We start from the raw sequence: 19,405 nt of genomic DNA, 5'->3' as shown, positions 1-19,405 counted from the left end.
GAATACTTATTGTTTGTTTACAAGATAACGATGAGAAAATCCTGCTGGAAATAATATTTTGTTTCATAAAAAGAACTTACTTCAATTGTAATGAAGTAAGTTCTTTTTCAAGAATCTCAAATCTGAGATAAAAATTAAAGTAAAACGTATGCGCCAGGTCCGATTAAAGCTACACCAACAGCAACAGCGATTAACATTAAGTTATATTCATATCCATTTTGTGTTACCCAGTAACCATTTTTTCCGTGAACAGTGAAGATAGCCATTAACATTGTTCCAACGATAAATAATGAACCAACTACAATGAAAATACCTGATGCGAATAAGAAACCACCTAGTAATTCAGTTGCGCCAGCCATAAATGCCATAAATACACCAGGGCGTAAACCGATTGACTCCATCCAGCCACCTGTTCCTTTTAAACCGTAACCGCCGAACCAACCAAATAATTTTTGAGCGCCATGACCCATGAATGTAATTCCTATAATAAGACGAATAATAAGTAGACCGAAATCCATCATTTTTAAAAACCTCCTAAAAGTTATTAACTTACCTTACGTAAGTAATAATAAAATAGTTACTTACTTTAGTCAAGTGGATTTTGAAAAAAGTTTGAATTAAATTTTACAAATTAACAACAAAAAATAAAATGTGGTAAAGACCTCTAGACAAGTTGGGCAAAAAAAGAGAAAATATAAATAGAAGTTAACTTCTTATTGTTATTCAGACAATCAGAATTGACTGGAATTTTGTGAAGCGCTACAATAAGAGTCTATTAGTAATGACGTAATTTATTTCGAAAGCGTTTTTACAGTATAATATTCGAAGTATGAAGTCTTACATGTATCCCGAGCTTTACTAGGGATTGCCCTATAAACTTTTAGGTAAATTATAAGGAGGACTATCCTATGTTTAAAAAATTATTCGGTCTTGGTTCAAAAACAAATGAAGAAACAATCGTAGCTCCATTAACTGGAGCAGTGAAAAATATTGAAGAAGTACCAGATCCAGTATTCGCTGGTCGTATGATGGGTGACGGTGTTGCAATCGATCCTACTGAAGGTGTAGTTGTATCTCCAGTTGATGGTGAAATCGTACAATTATTCCACACAAAACATGCTATCGGAATTAAAGCGAAAAATGGCACAGAAATTTTAATCCACGTTGGATTAGAAACTGTAAAAATGGAAGGCGAAGGTTTCGAAGCTCACGTTTCTGAAGGCCAAGCTGTAAAAGCTGGAGATAAATTAATCTCATTCGACTTAGAATTAATCCGTGAAAAAGCGAAAAGCACAATTACTCCAATCGTTATTACAAACACAGATGCAGCTGAGTCTATTAAGACAACTGTAGGCGTAACAGCTACAAAAGGTTCAACAGAAGTAATGAAAGTTACAATGAAATAATTGCTGTATAAGAGGAATCCGTTTCGTATGAAATGGATTCCTTATTTTTGTTGCATATTCAGTAGGTATGTTAAAATACTCTGGGCACTTGGAAATAGGGTTTCACATATATGTGGATAAGGCGCATTTTTCTTAGAAAAAATATAAGAGAAATGCGCCTTTTGTATATTCACATTTCTTTTGTTCTATTCTAATGTAAGTTATGATGAGTGGTAAGAAATCGAATATAGGGGTGGGTTTGGATGAAACGAGTATTATTTGTTTGTACTGGCAATACATGTCGTAGTCCAATGGCTGAGGCGTTGCTTCGTCATCACGGAGGAGATAGGTTTGAAGTACAATCTGCCGGTGTTTTCGCCTATCCTGGGAGCGATGCATCGGTACATGCGAAGGAAGCTTTAGCTGAAAAAGGGATTTCAATTGACCATACCGCGCAGCAAGTAAACGAAACTTTGCTTGATTGGGCTGATATTGTCGTAACGATGACAGAAAATCATAAACAAATTGTACTTGGGCATTATCCGAGTGTTGAAAAGAAATTGAATACGTTATATGGATTAACTGAAGGTATAGGCAAGGACATTTCAGATCCATTTGGAGGCTCGCTTTCTATTTATAAAGAAACGTTAGATGAGATGGAAAAACTTGTACAAACTTTACTGAAAAAACATTCGGTAGGTTGATGTTTCGTGTATAATACGATATTGGAGATCACTTCGTCCTATTGAGGTAGCGAGTGTGAAATGAAGATAATTGATTGAAACTTTGGAGGGGTAAAAATGAAAGTAGTAATAGCATCTGATCACGGCGGTATGAATATCCGCAAAGAACTTGTAAATTTATTAGAAGAGTTAAATATTGAATATGTTGATTTAGGTTGTGAATGTGAAGCTGGTTCTGTTGATTACCCTGACTTTGCGTTTCCAGCAGCTGAAATGGTAGCGAATGGTGAAGTGGATCGTGGTATTTTAGTTTGTGGGACAGGCATTGGTATGTCAATCGCAGCAAACAAAGTAAATGGTATCCGTTGTGCGTTAGTGCATGATACTTTCAGCGCGAAAGCAACGAGAGAGCATAATGACACTAACATGCTAGCAATGGGCGAGCGTGTAATTGGTGCTGGTCTAGCGCGTGATATCGCGAAAATCTGGTTAACAACTGACTATGAAGGTGGTCGTCACGAAAACCGCGTAGGAAAAATTAAAACATACGAAACAAAGTAATACATTCTAACTATCAGTAGTGTGAAATATAATTTGGTGAACCAACCTGTGAAAGGAAGAGGCGTAATGACAGAAATCGTAAAGGTAAGAGAACAGCTACAAATGTCGCTTTCTGATTTCCAAGAACAAGCTTCATTACAAAGCGGTCAAATTTTTGTAGTGGGTTGTAGCACGAGTGAAGTGCTAGGCGAAAGAATTGGAACATCAGGAACGATGGAAGTAGCAGAGGCGATTTTTTCTGAGTTAAAACAATTTCAAGAGCAAACAGGTATTGAATTAGCGTTTCAATGTTGTGAGCATTTAAACCGTGCTTTAGTGGTTGAGAGAGAAGTAGCGATAAAATATCAATTTGAAATTGTAACAGTTGCGCCTGTTAGATCAGCAGGTGGTGCATTGGGGACATATGCGTATCACAATTTGAAAGATCCGGTAGTAGTTGAGTTTATTAAAGCAGATGCAGGAATGGATATTGGTGATACGTTTATTGGTATGCATTTAAAACATGTAGCTGTTCCGGTTCGTACAAGTGTGAAGGCAATTGGAAGTGCACATGTAACGATGGCCAAAACACGTGGAAAACTAATAGGTGGAGCACGTGCTGTTTACGCGGTGGCGGAAGAGACTACCACTTGCAGTTAAATATGAGAAATTAGGAAGTCATATAGTAGCTGTTTATCATAAGATAAAAGGTATGTTGTCTGACTTTATAGTAGAAGAAAGAAAAGACCGATTTTCGGTCTTTTTTTTCTTTTATGATATAGAAAGTCATGTTAGAATGTAGTTGAAAACATGAAGGTTCGAAAGAATTACAACCTGAATTTTCGTTTTTTCTGAATAAATAAGAAAAAACTGTTGGGAATTGATGTAATTCGTTCAGAAAAGGGGGATTTTGGTGGATCATTTAAAACGTCAAGATGAAAAGGTATTTGCTGCAATTGAGGCAGAACTAGGAAGACAGCGTTCGAAGATTGAGTTAATTGCTTCGGAAAACTTCGTAAGTGAAGCAGTAATGGAGGCGCAAGGTTCTGTTTTAACGAATAAGTATGCTGAAGGATATCCTGGAAAACGTTATTATGGTGGCTGTGAACACGTAGACGTAGTAGAAGATATCGCACGTGATCGCGTGAAAGAAATTTTCGGCGCAGAGCACGTAAATGTTCAACCACACTCTGGTGCACAAGCGAACATGGCAGTATACTTCACGATTTTAGAGCAAGGCGATACAGTACTTGGTATGAATTTATCTCATGGTGGTCACTTAACACACGGAAGCCCTGTTAACTTCAGTGGAGTACAATATAATTTCGTAGAATATGGCGTGGATGCTGACTCTCACCGTATTAATTACGATGATGTATTAGCAAAAGCGAAAGAACATAAACCAAAATTAATCGTTGCAGGTGCAAGTGCATACCCTCGTGTTATCGATTTCAAGCGATTCCGTGAGATTGCAGATGAAGTGGGCGCTTATTTAATGGTTGATATGGCACATATCGCTGGTTTAGTAGCTGCTGGTTTACATCCGAATCCAGTACCACATGCACATTTCGTTACAACGACAACACATAAAACGTTACGTGGCCCGCGTGGTGGTATGATTTTATGTGAAGAGCAATTTGCAAAACAAATTGATAAATCAATCTTCCCTGGTATTCAAGGTGGTCCACTTATGCACGTAATCGCTGCAAAAGCTGTTGCGTTTGGTGAAGCACTTCAAGATGATTTCAAAACATATGCACAAAATATCATTAACAATGCGAATCGCTTAGCTGAAGGTCTTCAAAAAGAAGGACTTACACTTGTTTCTGGCGGAACAGACAATCACTTAATCTTGATTGATGTTCGTAACTTAGAAATCACAGGTAAAGTAGCAGAGCACGTATTAGATGAAGTTGGTATTACAGTGAACAAAAATACAATTCCATTTGAAACAGCAAGCCCATTTGTAACAAGTGGTGTACGTATCGGTACAGCAGCTGTAACATCTCGTGGTTTCGGTTTAGAAGAAATGGATGAAATTGCGTCACTTATTGCTTATACATTAAAAAATCATGAAAATGAAGCTGCATTAGAAGAAGTACGTAAGCGTGTAGAAGCGTTAACTAGCAAATTCCCAATGTATCCAAATCTATAATAGATTGAAGAAGACTGCCGAGACTTAATTGTTTTGGCGGTCTTTTTTGTGGACATATATTATTTTTAAAGTATGTATACAAATGATGAATAAATTTTGGCGATATAATGAAGGATACAGCTCCCATAATTGGTAAAGATACTAGATAGATTCATCGTAAAATCATGATTTTGCCAAATTTGCCCTTGAATATTAGTAGCGTTTTCTTTACAATCGTAAATAGTGTAAAAAAGCGTGCAAACGCATGAATATCATCTAAAGGAGAGATTCACATGGGAAAACTGTATGTATTTGATCACCCGTTAATTCAACATAAGATTACATATATTCGCGATAAGAATACAGGTACGAAAGATTTTCGTGAATTAGTGGACGAAGTAGCAAGCTTAATGGCTTTCGAAATTACTCGCGACCTTCCGCTTAAGGACATCGAAATTGAAACGCCTGTAAGCAAAGCGACAACAAAAGTGATCGCTGGTAAAAAACTTGGTTTAATTCCGATTTTACGTGCAGGTTTAGGAATGGTTGATGGAATTCTGAAATTAATTCCAGCAGCAAAAGTAGGACACGTTGGTTTATACCGTGACCCTAAAACATTGCAACCGGTAGAATACTATGTGAAACTTCCAACGGATGTAGAAGAGCGCGACTTTATCGTACTAGATCCGATGCTAGCAACAGGTGGTTCTGCGGCTGAAGCGATTAACTCTCTGAAAAAGCGCGGTGCGAAACAAATTAAATTAATGTGTATCGTTGCAGCTCCAGAAGGGGTAAAAGTAGTACAAGAAGAACATCCTGATGTTGATATTTATGTAGCAGCATTAGATGAGAAATTAAATGACCACGGATATGTAGTACCAGGTCTTGGTGATGCTGGTGACCGTTTATTCGGAACGAAGTAAGACAACTGACGAGCAGGGGAGATTCCCCTGCTCGTTTTTTTTTGCTGCAAGCAAGTAGGGGAGGGGGAGGATAAATATACATCGTATATACAACATAAGTTGCATACACATCACATATAATATAGAAGTCTTACGTCTGAGGAACACTATATTATGGAAGGAAAGCGTTATATCTCGAAAATATAATAGTGACAAACTTGTGAACATTTCCTTCTATTATAAAGAGAAAACTGTTAGAAATTGCATATATGTAACCAGTATTTAGAAGGGGAACGTTTTCATTTTTGGGAGGAAATGCCTAATACTCAAATTTTTAGATTTTTTACGATTTCTCGTTGACACTGTTAATACCCTATTGTATGCTAACAACGGGGATAGATGGTAGGGCTTTCAGTGACAAAATTACATCTATTCCGTGACGAAAATGTAAACTTTTTGTTTTGTATAGGATTTATGCAAAAAAATGAGTTATTATTAACACATCGTGAATGAGGGTTACATATTGGAGGGATGAATCCTTGCAAAAAAACGATCGCAGCCATATAAAAGCATATGCTTTAATGTCAGGAATTCTTGCTCAGTTAGTCGGTTCTATACTTGTTGGAATCTTTGGTGGGCAGTGGATTGATAATAAGGTTGGAACGTTTCCATTGTTTCTTATTATAGGGTTATTACTCGGGTTAGGAACAGGGGTATACGCAATGATTCGACTCATTCGACATTACTATTCGGGAGAGCAATGATGATAGACGTACATGGACTTGTCCAAAGACAAAAGAAATATATGTACTACTTGCTTGCGCTTCTAGTGCTAGGATGGGGATTTACCTCTTACAAGGATGTATTTCTTGGGCTGATTATCGGAACGATTTTCAGTTTTCTTAGTTTGCGCATCATTGCACGTAGAACAGACAAGCTGTTAGATCGCGTAACAAATGGAGAAAACGTGAAGTTTAAGGCGACAGCTGTAAGTACATATTCAAGATTCGCCACGATTGGGTTATTAATTTTATTTGCAGCCAAATATCAAGAGTTAATTGCGATGTGGGGCTTAGGTGTAGGATTGCTGACAGGATACCTTGTCATGATCATAGATTTTCTTTATTTAGAGTATAAGAGCAGGGAAGAGAGGTGAATTACTAGTGGAACACGGTAAATTAGTTGAATTTCTAGGTTTAACGTTCGATTTGTCATCAGTTATGATGGTTACTGTAGCAGCAGTTATTGTTTTCTTAATCGCTGTTATCGGAACTCGCAGCTTAGCCCTTCGCCCAACCGGGATGCAAAACTTCATGGAATGGGTGTTTGACTTCGTGAAAGGGATTATCAATAGTACGATGGACTGGAAAACAGGTGGACGTTTCTTAACGCTTGGCGTTACGCTTATCATGTTTATCATCGTATCGAACTTCCTTGGTTTACCATTCATGTATTCAGCAACTGAAGCTGGCGAACATATTGCATGGTGGAGGTCACCAACGTCTGATCCAGCAGTTACATTAACATTAGCCGTGATGGTAGTTACCCTCACCCATTATTATGGAATTAAGATGAAGGGTACGAAAGAGTATGTTAAAGGTTATTTCCAACCTATGAAATTCTTATTCCCATTAAAGGTTATTGAGGAGTTTGCTAACACATTAACGTTAGGTCTTCGTTTATTCGGTAACATTTATGCAGGTGAGATCTTATTAGGATTACTTGCTAAGTTAGGCGGGGCATCATTCCTTGGAGCATTAGGTGCGCTTGTACCAATGTTAGCATGGATGGGATTCAGTGTATTCGTTGGATCAATCCAAGCATTTATTTTCGTTATGTTAACGATGGTTTATATGGCTCATAAAGTAAGTCATGACCATTAATATAATTTAAGTAAGAAAAAATTTATTTTTTTATAATACAAAGGAGGACAAATTAAATGAGTTTAGGTGTAATCGCAGCTGCAATTGCAATTGGTTTATCAGCATTAGGTGCAGGTATTGGTAACGGTCTTATCGTATCACGTACAATCGAAGGTGTTGCTCGTCAACCAGAATTAAAAGGCGCACTTCAAACAATTATGTTCATCGGGGTTGCTTTAGTTGAGGCACTTCCAATCATCGGTGTAGTTATTGCATTCATCGTAATGAACAAATAAGGGAGACTCCCCTTACATAGATGGCGAAGAGTGTTTTTCCGAACTTTCTTCGCCATTGCTTTATGAACGAAACGTATGTCTTTTTTTTTCATATGATCAATTTAGATATTTTGAAGGGAGTGAATCCTTGTGCCAACTTTATTATTAGGAGCTGCCATTCCATTTGGAACGATTGCTTATACATTGTTCATTTTCTTAATTCTATTAGTAATGCTACGCAAATTTGCGTGGGGTCCTTTAATGGGAATTATGAAAGAACGTGAAGAGCATGTTACTAATGAAATCGACGCTGCAGAAAGAAGTAACGCTGAAGCGAAGAAGTTAGTAGAAGAACAACGTGAAATGTTAAAACAATCACGTGTTGAAGCACAAGAGTTAATCGAAAGAGCGAAAAAACAAGCTGTAGATCAAAAGGATGTTATTGTTGCTGCTGCGAAAGAAGAAGCAGAATCAATTAAAGCATCTGCTGTACAAGAAATTCAACGCGAAAAAGAGCAAGCGATTGCTGCTTTACAAGAACAAGTCGCTTCTTTATCTGTTCAAATTGCTTCTAAAGTAATTGAAAAAGAATTAAAAGAAGAAGATCAAGTTAAGTTAATTCGCGATTATATTAAAGAAGTAGGAGAAGCGCGATGAGCAATGGGATTGTAGCAAAACGTTATGCTGTCGCTCTTTTTAAAATTGCAAAAGAAAAACACGTATTAGAAATGTTTGAAGAAGAATTACGCCTTGTACAAAACGTTTATGTAAAGAACGGAGAACTACATAGCTTTTTAACGCAACCGAACATTTCAAAAGAGCAGAAGAAAACGTTTCTTGCAAACGTATTCGGATCTGTTTCTGAATCAATTTTAAATACGTTATATATTTTAATTGATAACAAGCGTATTGATATCTTACCTGAAATTGCAGATGAATATGTTGTTCTTGCTAATGAAGAACGTAACGTAGCGGATGCAACTGTATATTCTATTCGTCTTCTATCTGAAGAAGAGAAGCTTAACATTGCAGAAGCATTTGCAAAGAGAACGGGAAAAGATGCAATTCGCGTGAAAAATGTTGTAGATGAAGATTTACTAGGCGGAATTAAAGTACGCATTGGAAATCGCATTTATGACGGAAGTTTACAAGGAAAATTAGCACGTATTCAGCGTGAATTAATGAAGAATAGATAGGGGTGAAGCACATGAGCATCAGAGCTGAAGAAATTAGCGCACTGATAAAGCAACAAATCGAGAACTATCAGTCTGAAATCGAAGTTAGTGATGTTGGTACAGTTATCCAAGTTGGTGACGGTATTGCGCGTGCTCATGGTCTTGATAACGTTATGGCTGGTGAGCTTGTAGAGTTCTCTAACGGCGTTATGGGACTAGCACAAAACTTAGAGGAAAACAACGTAGGTATTATCATTTTAGGACCTTACACAGAAATCCGTGAAGGTGACGAAGTTCGTCGTACTGGTCGCATCATGCAAGTACCAGTAGGAAAAGAACTAATTGGTCGTGTTGTAAACCCATTAGGTCAACCAGTTGATGGTTTAGGCCCAATCAATACAACAAACACTCGTCCAATCGAAAGTCCAGCACCAGGTGTAATGGATCGTAAATCTGTTCATGAGCCACTTCAAACAGGTATTAAAGCGATCGACGCTCTTGTACCAATTGGCCGTGGTCAACGTGAGTTAATCATCGGTGACCGTCAAACTGGTAAAACAGCAGTTGCACTTGATACAATCATTAACCAAAAAGATGAAGATATGATTTGTATCTATGTAGCTATCGGACAAAAAGAATCAACTGTACGTAACGTAGTAGAAACACTACGTAAGCACGGTGCATTAGAGTACACAATCGTTGTAACTGCATCTGCTTCTCAACCAGCTCCATTATTATACTTAGCTCCTTATGCTGGTGTAACAATGGGTGAAGAGTTCATGTACAATGGTAAACACGTATTAGTAGTATATGATGACTTATCAAAACAAGCAGCGGCTTACCGTGAGCTGTCATTACTATTACGTCGTCCTCCAGGTCGTGAAGCTTATCCAGGGGATGTATTCTACTTACATTCTCGCTTATTAGAGCGTGCAGCAAAATTAAGTGATGCAAGAGGCGGCGGTTCTTTAACTGCACTACCTTTCATCGAAACACAAGCAGGGGACGTATCAGCATACATCCCAACAAACGTAATTTCTATTACGGATGGACAAATCTTCTTACAATCTGACCTATTCTTCTCTGGCGTACGTCCAGCGATCGATGCGGGTACTTCTGTATCTCGTGTAGGTGGATCTGCTCAGATTAAAGCAATGAGTAAAGTATCAGGTACACTTCGTCTTGACCTTGCATCTTACCGTGAGTTAGAAGCGTTCGCTCAGTTCGGTTCTGACCTTGATAAAGCAACTCAAGCGAAATTAAACCGTGGTGCTCGTACTGTTGAGGTATTAAAACAAGGATTACACAAACCGTTACGTGTAGAGAAACAAGTTATCATTCTTTACGCTTTAACACGTGGATTCCTAGATGATATCCCAGTAGTAGATATCACTCGTTTCGAAGAAGAATTCCATGCTTGGTTAGATTCTAATGCGACTGACTTATTAGAAGAAATCCGCACAACTAAGAAACTTGCGGATGACGACAAATTTGCAGCAGCAATTAATGGATTTAAAAAAGTATTCGTAGCTTCTGAATAATAATAAAAGTGAAGCCGACTGTTCAGCCCCATCGGCTAAGAGGCGGAACTAGATTAATAAAAGCGGAAGCGGCTCGTACAAGCCGCCGACGCTAGATAATATATAAGGCATCTCAGACTCTGAGATTGCTGACGGTTATGTAAAGGAAAAGAGTAGGTGCACCTATTCTTTTCCTTCAATCATGAGCAAGAATATCTTGCAACGTAGATTAGGAAGAGGATTCTTACTAATCGTGCCAACTTCCGGAAAAAAGGTGGTGAAAACCTGTGGCATCTTTACGCGATATAAAAGCGAAGATTACCTCGACAAAGAAAACGAGTCAAATTACGAAGGCGATGGAGATGGTATCTGCATCTAAGTTAAACCGTGCAGAGCAAAATGCTAAATCTTTCGTTCCGTATATGGAAAAGATTCAAGAAGTAGTAGCGAGCATTGCGCAAGGAAGTAAAGGAATTAATCATCCAATGCTAAATGCGCGTCCTGTAAAGCGTACAGGATACATCGTTATTACATCTGATCGCGGACTAGCAGGTGGTTATAACAGTAACGTATTACGTACAGTAAGTAACGTAATTCGTGAACGTCATAATATGGATTCAAATCAATATTCAATTATTGTACTTGGACGACTAGGACGTGATTATTTAAAACGTCGCGGCTTTAACATCATTGATGAAGTAGTTGGATTATCTGACCACCCATCATTTACTGATATTAAAGATCTTGCTTCTCGAGCAATTGCGATGTTCGCAGATGGTGCTTATGATGAGCTGTATATTTACTACAACCATTACGTAAGTAAAATTTCACAAGAAGTAACGGAAAATAAAATTTTACCGCTTACTGATGTGGCGTCTGACAAACCGACGACAGCTTATGAATTTGAACCTTCTGAAGAAGAAATTTTAAAAGTATTATTGCCACAATACGCAGAAAGCTTAGTGTACGGTGCATTACTAGATGGTAAAGCAAGTGAGCACGCAGCGCGTATGACAGCAATGAAGAGTGCTACAGACAACGCAATGGAAGTTATCGATTCACTTACACTTTCATTCAACCGTGCGCGTCAGGCAGCGATTACGCAAGAAATTACGGAAATCGTTGGTGGAGCAGCAGCGTTAGAATAGTAATAAAAAGCGGAAGCGGCTCTTTCAAAAGAGTCGCGTAAGCTAAACTAATAAAAAATTAAAAGCCGACTTCGCTTAGAAAGCTGGCTAATTAAAAGAAAGCTAGGAGGGAACCCGATGAATAAAGGGCGCGTTACGCAAATCATGGGTCCGGTTGTAGACGTTAAGTTTGATGGCGGAAAGCTACCAGAAATCTACAACGCCCTTACGGTAAAACAAAGCAACGAAAACGGAAGCATGAACTTAACATTTGAAGTTGCACTTCATTTAGGTGATGATACAGTTCGTACAGTTGCGATGTCTTCCACAGATGGACTTGTTCGTGGCACAGAAGTAGAAGATACTGGTAAAGCAATCTCTGTACCAGTTGGTGATGCAACACTTGGTCGTGTATTCAACGTATTAGGTGATGCAATTGACTTAGATGGTGAACTTCCTGCGGATGTACACCGTGATCCAATTCACCGTCAAGCACCTGCATTCGAAGAATTATCTACTAAAGTAGAAATTCTTGAAACTGGTATTAAAGTAGTAGACTTACTTGCTCCTTACATTAAGGGTGGTAAGATCGGCCTATTCGGTGGTGCCGGCGTAGGTAAAACAGTATTAATTCAGGAATTAATTAACAACATCGCACAAGAGCACGGTGGTATCTCTGTATTCGCTGGTGTAGGTGAGCGTACTCGTGAGGGTAATGACTTATACCATGAAATGAGCGATTCTGGCGTAATCAAGAAAACTGCGATGGTATTCGGACAAATGAATGAGCCACCTGGAGCACGTCAACGTGTTGCATTAACAGGTTTAACAATGGCTGAGCATTTCCGTGATGAGCAAGGACAAGACGTACTTCTGTTCATCGATAACATCTTCCGTTTCACGCAAGCTGGTTCTGAAGTATCTGCCCTTCTTGGTCGTATGCCATCTGCGGTAGGTTACCAACCAACACTTGCAACAGAAATGGGTCAATTACAAGAGCGTATTACATCTACAAATAAAGGGTCTATCACGTCTATCCAAGCGGTATATGTACCAGCCGATGACTATACTGACCCAGCACCAGCTACAACATTCGCTCACTTAGATGCAACAACAAACTTAGAGCGTCGTTTAACACAAATGGGTATTTACCCAGCCGTAGATCCATTAGCATCTACATCTCGTGCACTTTCTCCAGAAATCGTAGGAGAAGAGCATTATGAAGTAGCACGTCAAGTGCAGCAAACTTTACAACGTTACAAAGAACTTCAAGATATCATCGCTATCTTAGGTATGGATGAGTTATCTGAAGAAGATAAGTTAGTTGTACATCGTGCTCGTCGTATTCAATTCTTCTTATCTCAAAACTTCCACGTAGCTGAGCAGTTTACAGGTCAAAAAGGTTCTTACGTACCTGTAAAAAATACAGTTAGTGGCTTCAAAGAAATTCTAGAAGGAAAATATGATGACCTTCCAGAAGATGCATTCCGCCTTGTTGGTAGTATTGAAGAAGTTATTGAGAACGCGAAGAAAATGATGGCGTAAGGCCTTAGGAGGGACGAAGTATGAAGACATTTCCAGTCAGTATTGTAACTCCTGATGGACCGGTTTACGAAAAAGAAGTAGAAATGGTAAGTGTAAAAGCAGAGAGTGGGGAAATGGGGATCTTACCAGGTCACATTCCAACTGTTGCACCATTAAAAATTAGTGCAGTTCGTCTGAAAAATGGTGGACACACTGATTATGTAGCAGTAAGCGGTGGCTTTATCGAAGTTCGTCCAGATAAAGTAACTGTATTATCATCATCTGCTGAAGAAGCAAACCATATCGATATCCATCGTGCAAATGAAGCGAAGCGTCGCGCTGAGCAACGTATGCAAGACAAACAAGCACATGTTGACTTTAGACGTGCAGAAATGGCATTACAACGTGCTGTGAACCGTTTAAATGTTTCTGATATGAAGTAAAAAAATCCGTAAGGGCCTTGCCTTTACGGATTTTTTATTTGTTTTATGGATAATTTTACAAAACTGGTATAATTATATTGATGCTTGTATAAGTAGAGGTGTACAGCAATTTATATTTTATGAAGGGGATGAATCAATGATCGGTGAAATGAAACGAGAAGCATTGTACTCTTTAAAGGGGAAATGGGGACTAGGTGTTGGATCAACGATTTTATATTTTATTTTAAGTTATGTCGTTTCGATGGCTGCAATGCTTATATTATTAATTCCAGGAATTATTATATTTCTTTTAGTTGTAAGTGTGACTGGATCATTTGAAGCGGAAACGATGTCAATTGGAGCGGGTATTACCTTTGGAATTTTTTATTGCATTATGATAATTTTGAGTAACGCATCGTATGGGATTACGTCATATGGTTATACAAATGTATTTTTACAGATTAGTAAACGAGAAGATGCTAAAGTAGATTACTTATTCGAAGGATTTCGTGGCTTTAAAAGAATGATGAAAACAATGTGGGCAATGCTTGCGATTTTGTTATATACAGGTACATGGATTCCGATGTTGTTAACAGGTTTATTCATATTCTTAGGTGAAGAAGGAAATCTGTCGTTTAAAATAGCTTTCTTCGTACTATTAGCAATTTCAATTGTTGGTATGATTGTGATGTATTTTTCTTATGCACTGACGTACTATGTGATGATTGAAAATCCAGAATATAGTGTTTCGCAGGCGATGAAGGAAAGTAAGAATCTTATGAGGGGTCATAAGTTAGATTTGTTTCTTTTATGGCTGAGCTTCATAGGCTGGGTTGTTTTAGCGCTTCTTACTTTTGGAATAGGATTTCTTTGGCTTAGTCCGTATATGAGTACAACGACAGCACACTTTTATCGCTACATTTCAAAAGGCGAATTTCAATAGGAACATGCTATACTAATAGAATTATTGTGTATAGGAGGCGAGGCTACGCATGATTAGTGATCTAAAAGGAGAAGCACTAGATTCATTAGAAGGGAAATGGGGATTAGCTGTTGGGGCTACACTGCTCATTTCAATTCTTATCACGGCTTTTAGTTTTAGTGTTGATTGGGGATTTTCTTTAATTTTCGGTTGGCAAAAAACAAATGGTTCACTTTCAACGAATATTCTTACATTTTTTGTTACTGGACCGTTAACTTTAGGTGGATATTACCTTGGTTTAAATATCCTTCGTGAAAATCAAGCTAGTATCGGTAATGTATTCATTTGGTTTTCAGAGGGAAAGAGATTTCTAAAATCATTTTTATTATATTTATTAGTAAATCTTTATCTTTTCTTATGGACGTTATTGTTCGTTATTCCAGGTATTATTAAATCATTTTCTTATGCGATGACATACTTTATTATAAATGATCATCCTGAGTATTCACTGAACCAAGCTATTACAGAAAGTCGTCGTATGATGGATGGACATAAGATGGAGTATTTCATTTTATGTTTAAGTTTTATCGGTTGGTTTATATTAAGTTGTATTACGTTAGGGATTGGATTCTTATGGTTAATTCCATATTTCTACACAACATCTGCGGCTTTTTACGAAGAGATCGCAGAAGAATATTATGAGAAAAATATTTAGCACTATAAAACCCCCAGTATGAATTATTTGTTCATACTGGGGTTTTTTTGTAGAAACTTTATAAATTGATTGCTAGTAAGTGGTTTACTGAAATAGTAACCTTGCATATATTTACATTTATGTTTTTGCAGAAACTTAAGCTGTTTTTCGGTTTCAATTCCTTCGGCAACGACTGAAAGATTTAAAGTATTTGCGAGGGAAAGGATTGTAGAAACGATGGCTCGTTCTTCAGGACGATGATCAGCTAATTGTGTAAATTCTCTCGGTACTTTTAATGTGTCGATTGGAAAAATTGATAAATAAGCAAGAGAAGAATACCCAGTACCGAAGTCATCAATGGAAGTTTGGATACCGTATTCTTTTAATTGCTTCAGTCTCAATAACGTTTCTTTCTCGTCAATCATTGCAATTCTTTCTGTTAACTCGAGGGTTACATATTTTGGATCGACTTGCACGTCGTTTAATATTTGTGAAATGTTTTCGATTAATTGATCTTGCCGGAACTCTTTTGCAGATAAATTAACACTTATTTTTAAATTTTGGTAGCCAAAGGTATGCCATATTTTTAATTGGAGACAAGCTTCTTGTAATACCCAATGTCCAAGTGGGACTACTTGTGGCGTCTCTTCTACAATTGGAATAAACTCACATGGTGAAATGTCACCTAATAGCGGGTGTTTCCACCGTATTAAAGCTTCAGCACCGATAATTTTATTTGTTGTCGTATCGATTTGTGGTTGATAAACGAGATAAAATTCTTTGTTTACTAAAGCGATTGGCAAATCTTTTTCGATTCGAGCTTTTCGTTCCATTTTTTTATATAGTTCTTTCGTGTAAAGAGAGCTACCGTTTTTTCCTTTATTCTTTGCTTCGTACATGGCCATATCAGCATGCTGCAAAATGGATAGCGGATCTTCACCTGCTTCAGGATATATTGCAATTCCGATACTTGGTGAGATTTGTAAATGTTGATTTTCGATTTCAAATGGCTCATTCATGGCCGCTACAATCATATCAGCCATTTTTTGGACATCTGGCTTTTTTTTGTAATTTTCGATAAGGATCGTGAACTCATCCCCAGCTAGCCGTGCGAGTTTCATATTTGATGTTGATATTCTTTCGAGCCTTTTTGCTACTGCGATAAGCAATAGGTCTCCTACTCGATGACCGAGGGTATCATTAATAACTTTAAAACGGTCTAGGTCGAGAAACATAACAGCAAAAGACTTTTTCGATACTTTTGCTCGTGCAATTGCCTGTTCTAAATGTTGATGAAATGCACGACGATTTGCAAGCTCTGTTAAAGTATCATGGTATGCTAGGAAATTAATTTGTTCTTGTTGTTGTTTGCTTTCCGTAATATCTTTAATCATTAAATAAACCCCAGAAATTTTCTCTTTTAAAAAGATCGGTACGGCGGTAACGTGCAAGTAGTAAATATCTCTGTTTTTATGGTACGCCCGTATTTCTAAAGAGATAGAATATCCCTTTTTTACACGATGAAAGGCGTTAATCATTTCTTCTAAATCTTCTTCGTATATGAGTGAATAGTAAGGCTGATTTAATAATTCATTCGTTTGATAACCAAGTAAAGTAGTACCAGCGTTATTTACTTTGAGAAAATTACCGTACAAATCTAATGTGAAGATTGGATCTGGATGATGCTCGTATAAAGATTTAAACATTTGTTGATTATGATAGAGTTCATTTTTCTGTTCTACTAAATCTTCTGTACGTAGTTCAATTTGTTTCTCGAGTTCTGAGTTGAATTGCATTTGAGCAAGCAATAATATTTTATTTTGTTTTCGAACTAAACTATGACGTATGAGAACGAAAGAGAAAGTTATTATAAGTCCGATTACTATAATAGGCGTAAAAACGTATTCGACTAATATAAAAACAATAAGCATTACTACCGAAATATACGGTAATGATAATCGGATTGCTTCACCAATTTTAAGTGTTAGTAGTACTTGTTCTTGTTTTTCAGGTTCTTTTGTATGGAGAATACAGGCAATTGCTACTAGTACTAAGGTTACTTGATAGAAAGGAGTAACTGTAAACATAGAATACTCTGGTATGAAGTATTTTATATAAGCATAAATCGCATCGGTAGTAGCATATAAAATTAAAGCACTGCCAAGAAGCGCACCAACCTTTTTAGGTAATAAGGATAGTGGTTTGAATAAAAGATTGATTCCTATTAAGAGAAAGAGTAAATCAGCCATTGGATAGGTAAGTTGAACAAATATGTCGATATAGGATGTTGTAAAGATGTGAATGGTTCGTTCAATAAGTAAGTAGTAACTTAAAGTAAATTGAGCTGTAACGATAATACAAATATCACATAGCATAAAAAGTTTTTCTAATAAATCTCGGTTGTAAATGATTTCGTATAGAAAGGCAAAGGCAAAACTAACTAAAAAAAGTAAGTAAAAAAAGTCAGATGGATCAACGAACGTATAGAAGTCCTTTACAATTAAACGCTGATAGGCAACGACTATATCACCGATAAAATAAGAGAGAGCTCCAACAGATAATATGATCCAAAATAAACGAGGTAGCCCTTCTTTCATGTTTGAAAAGTAAAGTATATAACTACAAGCGATAATATCAATTAATAGGGTACTCATTCCGATTAATAGCTGAAAAGGAAATGAGTAATCATATAAAAAAGGCATCGCTACGTAGTGAATCGTTATAGACAGTAATGCAATGATTATAAGAATACTTACATGTGTTTGTTTTTTCATTTATATCACCTACGGTTTCTTGAAAAGCATATATAAGTTTTATATTTATTTTGCACAATTATAGCAAGTTGTAAAGATAGATTTTAATAATTCTTGTTTCTGTCTCCCAACATATCGACATAGGAATTTGAAGTTTGCTATAATGATTAGAATAGTTGCATTATTTAGAAAAATTTAAAAATAATAATTGCTGCAACTAGGACATATTGTTTACTATGTGAACTTGTTCTTAATTTAGGGGGGAGGGTTTCACAATGGCAAGTGTATATGAAAATAGTTATATGATCGTTTTGATTTTCTTGCTATTAGGTATATTGCTGCCGGTAGTGGCTCTTACATTAGGAAGGATGCTGCGCCCAAATAAACCAAGTGCAGCAAAGGCGACGACGTATGAGAGTGGAATTGAGCCTTTTCACGATGCAAATATTCGGTTTCATGCTCGTTATTATATTTTCGCTTTATTGTTTGTGATCTTTGATGTAGAAACTTTATTTTTATATCCTTGGGCTGTTGCGTATGACAAGCTAGGTTTATTTGCATTAATTGAGATGCTCATCTTTGTTGTAATGTTGCTAGTTGGATTAGCGTATGCTTGGAAAAAGAAGGTGTTACAATGGTTATAAATTTTGAGGAATTACATCCAAATGAGCGAGCAGAATTAGAACGAAATATCTTTTTTTCTACATTGGAACAGTTGAAAGGGTGGGCGAGGAGCAATTCTTTATGGCCGATGACATTCGGACTGGCGTGCTGTGCAATTGAAATGATGGGAGTAGGCTCATCACATTATGATTTAGATCGATTTGGGTCATTTTTTCGGACTTCACCAAGGCAATCGGACGTCATGATTGTATCGGGAACAGTAACGAAGAAGATGGCTCCTATTGTTCGGCGTTTATATGATCAAATGCCTGAACCGAAATGGGTTATTGCGATGGGATCTTGTGCGACAGCAGGTGGTCCGTATGTAAATTCATATGCTGTTGTGAAAGGTGTAGACCAAATCGTACCAGTTGATGTGTATATTCCTGGTTGTCCCCCAAATCCGGCTGCTTTAATTTATGGAATTAATAAATTAAAAGAAAAAATTCGTTACGAAGCAAAGACCGGGAAGCAGGTGACGAATAAATGAGTAATCCAAACAAAGATTTAGAGGATCTGAAAAAAGAAGCAGCTAGGCGTGCAAAAGAAGAAGCGAGAAAACGCCTTGTAGCGAAACACGAGGCGGAAATAAGTGAGCTTGAGGCAGAAGATCAAGAAAAAGAGAAAGCGCTACCAAAAAATGATGATATTACTATAGAAGAAGCAAAACGACGTGCAGCAGCGGCAGCAAAAGCAAAAACGGCAGCGTTAGCGAAGCAAAAAAGAGAGGGAACAGAAGAAGTAACGGAAGAAGAAAAAGCGAAAGCCAAGGCGAAGGCAGCAGCTGCTGCAAAAGCAAAAGCGGCAGCGTTAGCGAAGCAGAA

The 19,405-nt window shown here is 37.4% G+C and carries 23 protein-coding genes and 1 pseudogene; 22 read left to right on the top strand and 2 right to left on the bottom strand.

Features of this window, described 5'->3' with window-relative positions; translation table 11 throughout:
* Positions 1-134: 134 nt before the first annotated feature.
* On the bottom strand, positions 135-521 hold the full coding sequence (locus tag BM089_RS23910; RefSeq protein WP_000968616.1) for a DoxX family protein: 387 nt from the start codon (positions 519-521) through the stop codon (positions 135-137).
* 387 nt (positions 522-908) lie between these two features.
* On the opposite strand from BM089_RS23910, the gene BM089_RS23905 reads away from it, so the two are divergent.
* The 19 genes from BM089_RS23905 to BM089_RS23805 all read left to right on the top strand — a co-directional run bounded on the left by BM089_RS23905 (position 909) and on the right by BM089_RS23805 (position 15,186).
* A complete protein-coding gene (locus BM089_RS23905; protein WP_000473666.1) occupies positions 909-1,406 on the top strand; it encodes a PTS sugar transporter subunit IIA in 498 nt (165 codons plus the stop codon).
* A 242-nt stretch (positions 1,407-1,648) separates the two neighbouring features.
* Positions 1,649-2,089 carry a low molecular weight protein arginine phosphatase gene (locus BM089_RS23895; RefSeq protein WP_000832375.1) on the top strand — a complete coding sequence of 147 codons (441 nt, stop codon included), beginning with the start codon at positions 1,649-1,651 and terminating at the stop codon, positions 2,087-2,089.
* A 96-nt stretch (positions 2,090-2,185) separates the two neighbouring features.
* Positions 2,186-2,629: a ribose 5-phosphate isomerase B gene (gene rpiB / locus BM089_RS23890; RefSeq protein ID WP_000869539.1), complete on the top strand. Its 444-nt coding sequence runs from the start codon at positions 2,186-2,188 to the stop codon at positions 2,627-2,629.
* A gap of 66 nt (positions 2,630-2,695) precedes the next feature.
* A complete protein-coding gene (locus BM089_RS23885; protein ID WP_090978281.1) occupies positions 2,696-3,268 on the top strand; it encodes a TIGR01440 family protein in 573 nt (190 codons plus the stop codon).
* 253 nt (positions 3,269-3,521) lie between these two features.
* Entirely contained in the window at positions 3,522-4,763 is a 1,242-nt protein-coding gene (gene glyA, locus BM089_RS23875; protein ID WP_000349806.1) for a serine hydroxymethyltransferase, read from the top strand.
* A gap of 272 nt (positions 4,764-5,035) precedes the next feature.
* Positions 5,036-5,665, top strand: coding sequence for a uracil phosphoribosyltransferase (gene upp / locus BM089_RS23870; protein ID WP_000517539.1), 630 nt, complete (start codon positions 5,036-5,038; stop codon positions 5,663-5,665).
* 378 nt (positions 5,666-6,043) lie between these two features.
* Complete coding sequence (locus BM089_RS23865) at positions 6,044-6,157, top strand: DUF4024 domain-containing protein (protein ID WP_000232962.1); 114 nt, start codon at positions 6,044-6,046, stop codon at positions 6,155-6,157.
* 26 nt (positions 6,158-6,183) lie between these two features.
* Positions 6,184-6,408 carry an AtpZ/AtpI family protein gene (locus tag BM089_RS23860; RefSeq protein WP_001171223.1) on the top strand — a complete coding sequence of 75 codons (225 nt, stop codon included), beginning with the start codon at positions 6,184-6,186 and terminating at the stop codon, positions 6,406-6,408.
* Complete coding sequence (locus BM089_RS23855) at positions 6,408-6,800, top strand: ATP synthase subunit I (protein ID WP_000567600.1); 393 nt, start codon at positions 6,408-6,410, stop codon at positions 6,798-6,800. The genes BM089_RS23860 and BM089_RS23855 overlap by 1 nt, the downstream gene beginning before the upstream one ends.
* Before the next feature lie 7 nt (positions 6,801-6,807).
* The gene (atpB, locus tag BM089_RS23850; protein WP_000399870.1) at positions 6,808-7,527 is read left to right on the top strand and encodes a F0F1 ATP synthase subunit A; all 720 of its coding nucleotides are present in this window, start codon (positions 6,808-6,810) and stop codon (positions 7,525-7,527) included.
* A gap of 56 nt (positions 7,528-7,583) precedes the next feature.
* A complete protein-coding gene (atpE, locus tag BM089_RS23845; protein ID WP_000052064.1) occupies positions 7,584-7,802 on the top strand; it encodes a F0F1 ATP synthase subunit C in 219 nt (72 codons plus the stop codon).
* Between the two features lie 129 nt (positions 7,803-7,931).
* Entirely contained in the window at positions 7,932-8,438 is a 507-nt protein-coding gene (atpF, locus tag BM089_RS23840; RefSeq protein WP_001142615.1) for a F0F1 ATP synthase subunit B, read from the top strand.
* On the top strand, positions 8,435-8,977 hold the full coding sequence (gene atpH, locus BM089_RS23835) for a F0F1 ATP synthase subunit delta (RefSeq protein WP_000064682.1): 543 nt from the start codon (positions 8,435-8,437) through the stop codon (positions 8,975-8,977). The genes atpF and atpH overlap by 4 nt, the downstream gene beginning before the upstream one ends.
* 11 nt (positions 8,978-8,988) lie before the next feature.
* Positions 8,989-10,497, top strand: coding sequence for a F0F1 ATP synthase subunit alpha (gene atpA / locus BM089_RS23830; protein ID WP_000027521.1), 1,509 nt, complete (start codon positions 8,989-8,991; stop codon positions 10,495-10,497).
* Between the two features lie 266 nt (positions 10,498-10,763).
* Complete coding sequence (gene atpG / locus BM089_RS23825) at positions 10,764-11,624, top strand: F0F1 ATP synthase subunit gamma (RefSeq protein WP_000157703.1); 861 nt, start codon at positions 10,764-10,766, stop codon at positions 11,622-11,624.
* Positions 11,625-11,741: 117 nt separating this feature from the next.
* Entirely contained in the window at positions 11,742-13,148 is a 1,407-nt protein-coding gene (gene atpD / locus BM089_RS23820) for a F0F1 ATP synthase subunit beta (protein WP_001032596.1), read from the top strand.
* A 20-nt stretch (positions 13,149-13,168) separates the two neighbouring features.
* Positions 13,169-13,570, top strand: a complete 402-nt coding sequence (gene atpC / locus BM089_RS23815) for a F0F1 ATP synthase subunit epsilon (RefSeq protein ID WP_000847215.1) — start codon at positions 13,169-13,171, stop codon at positions 13,568-13,570.
* Positions 13,571-13,706: 136 nt separating this feature from the next.
* On the top strand, positions 13,707-14,492 hold the full coding sequence (locus tag BM089_RS23810) for a DUF975 family protein (protein WP_090978279.1): 786 nt from the start codon (positions 13,707-13,709) through the stop codon (positions 14,490-14,492).
* Positions 14,493-14,541: 49 nt separating this feature from the next.
* Positions 14,542-15,186 carry a DUF975 family protein gene (locus tag BM089_RS23805; RefSeq protein WP_000622468.1) on the top strand — a complete coding sequence of 215 codons (645 nt, stop codon included), beginning with the start codon at positions 14,542-14,544 and terminating at the stop codon, positions 15,184-15,186.
* A gap of 23 nt (positions 15,187-15,209) precedes the next feature.
* On the opposite strand, the gene BM089_RS23800 is transcribed toward BM089_RS23805, so the two are convergent.
* Positions 15,210-17,939, bottom strand: a complete 2,730-nt coding sequence (locus BM089_RS23800; RefSeq protein WP_090978277.1) for a putative bifunctional diguanylate cyclase/phosphodiesterase — start codon at positions 17,937-17,939, stop codon at positions 15,210-15,212.
* Positions 17,940-18,193: 254 nt separating this feature from the next.
* On the opposite strand from BM089_RS23800, the gene nuoA reads away from it, so the two are divergent.
* The 3 genes and pseudogenes from nuoA to BM089_RS23785 form a co-directional block, all read left to right on the top strand.
* Entirely contained in the window at positions 18,194-18,562 is a 369-nt protein-coding gene (gene nuoA, locus BM089_RS23795; protein ID WP_000179273.1) for an NADH-quinone oxidoreductase subunit NuoA, read from the top strand.
* Positions 18,553-19,071 (top strand): NADH-quinone oxidoreductase subunit NuoB, encoded by a 519-nt coding sequence (gene nuoB / locus BM089_RS23790; RefSeq protein WP_000236331.1) that lies wholly within the window; start codon positions 18,553-18,555, stop codon positions 19,069-19,071. The genes nuoA and nuoB overlap by 10 nt, the downstream gene beginning before the upstream one ends.
* Positions 19,068-19,405, top strand: a pseudogene (locus tag BM089_RS23785) (NADH-quinone oxidoreductase subunit C); the annotation flags it as partial. The gene nuoB and the pseudogene BM089_RS23785, both read left to right, overlap by 4 nt.

This window comes from Bacillus sp. 5mfcol3.1, assembly GCF_900114335.1.
GTDB lineage: Bacteria > Bacillota > Bacilli > Bacillales > Bacillaceae_G > Bacillus_A > Bacillus_A thuringiensis_S.
The sequence above is the reverse complement of the archived record's forward strand: the minus strand, read 5'-3'. Positions and strand labels throughout refer to the sequence as shown.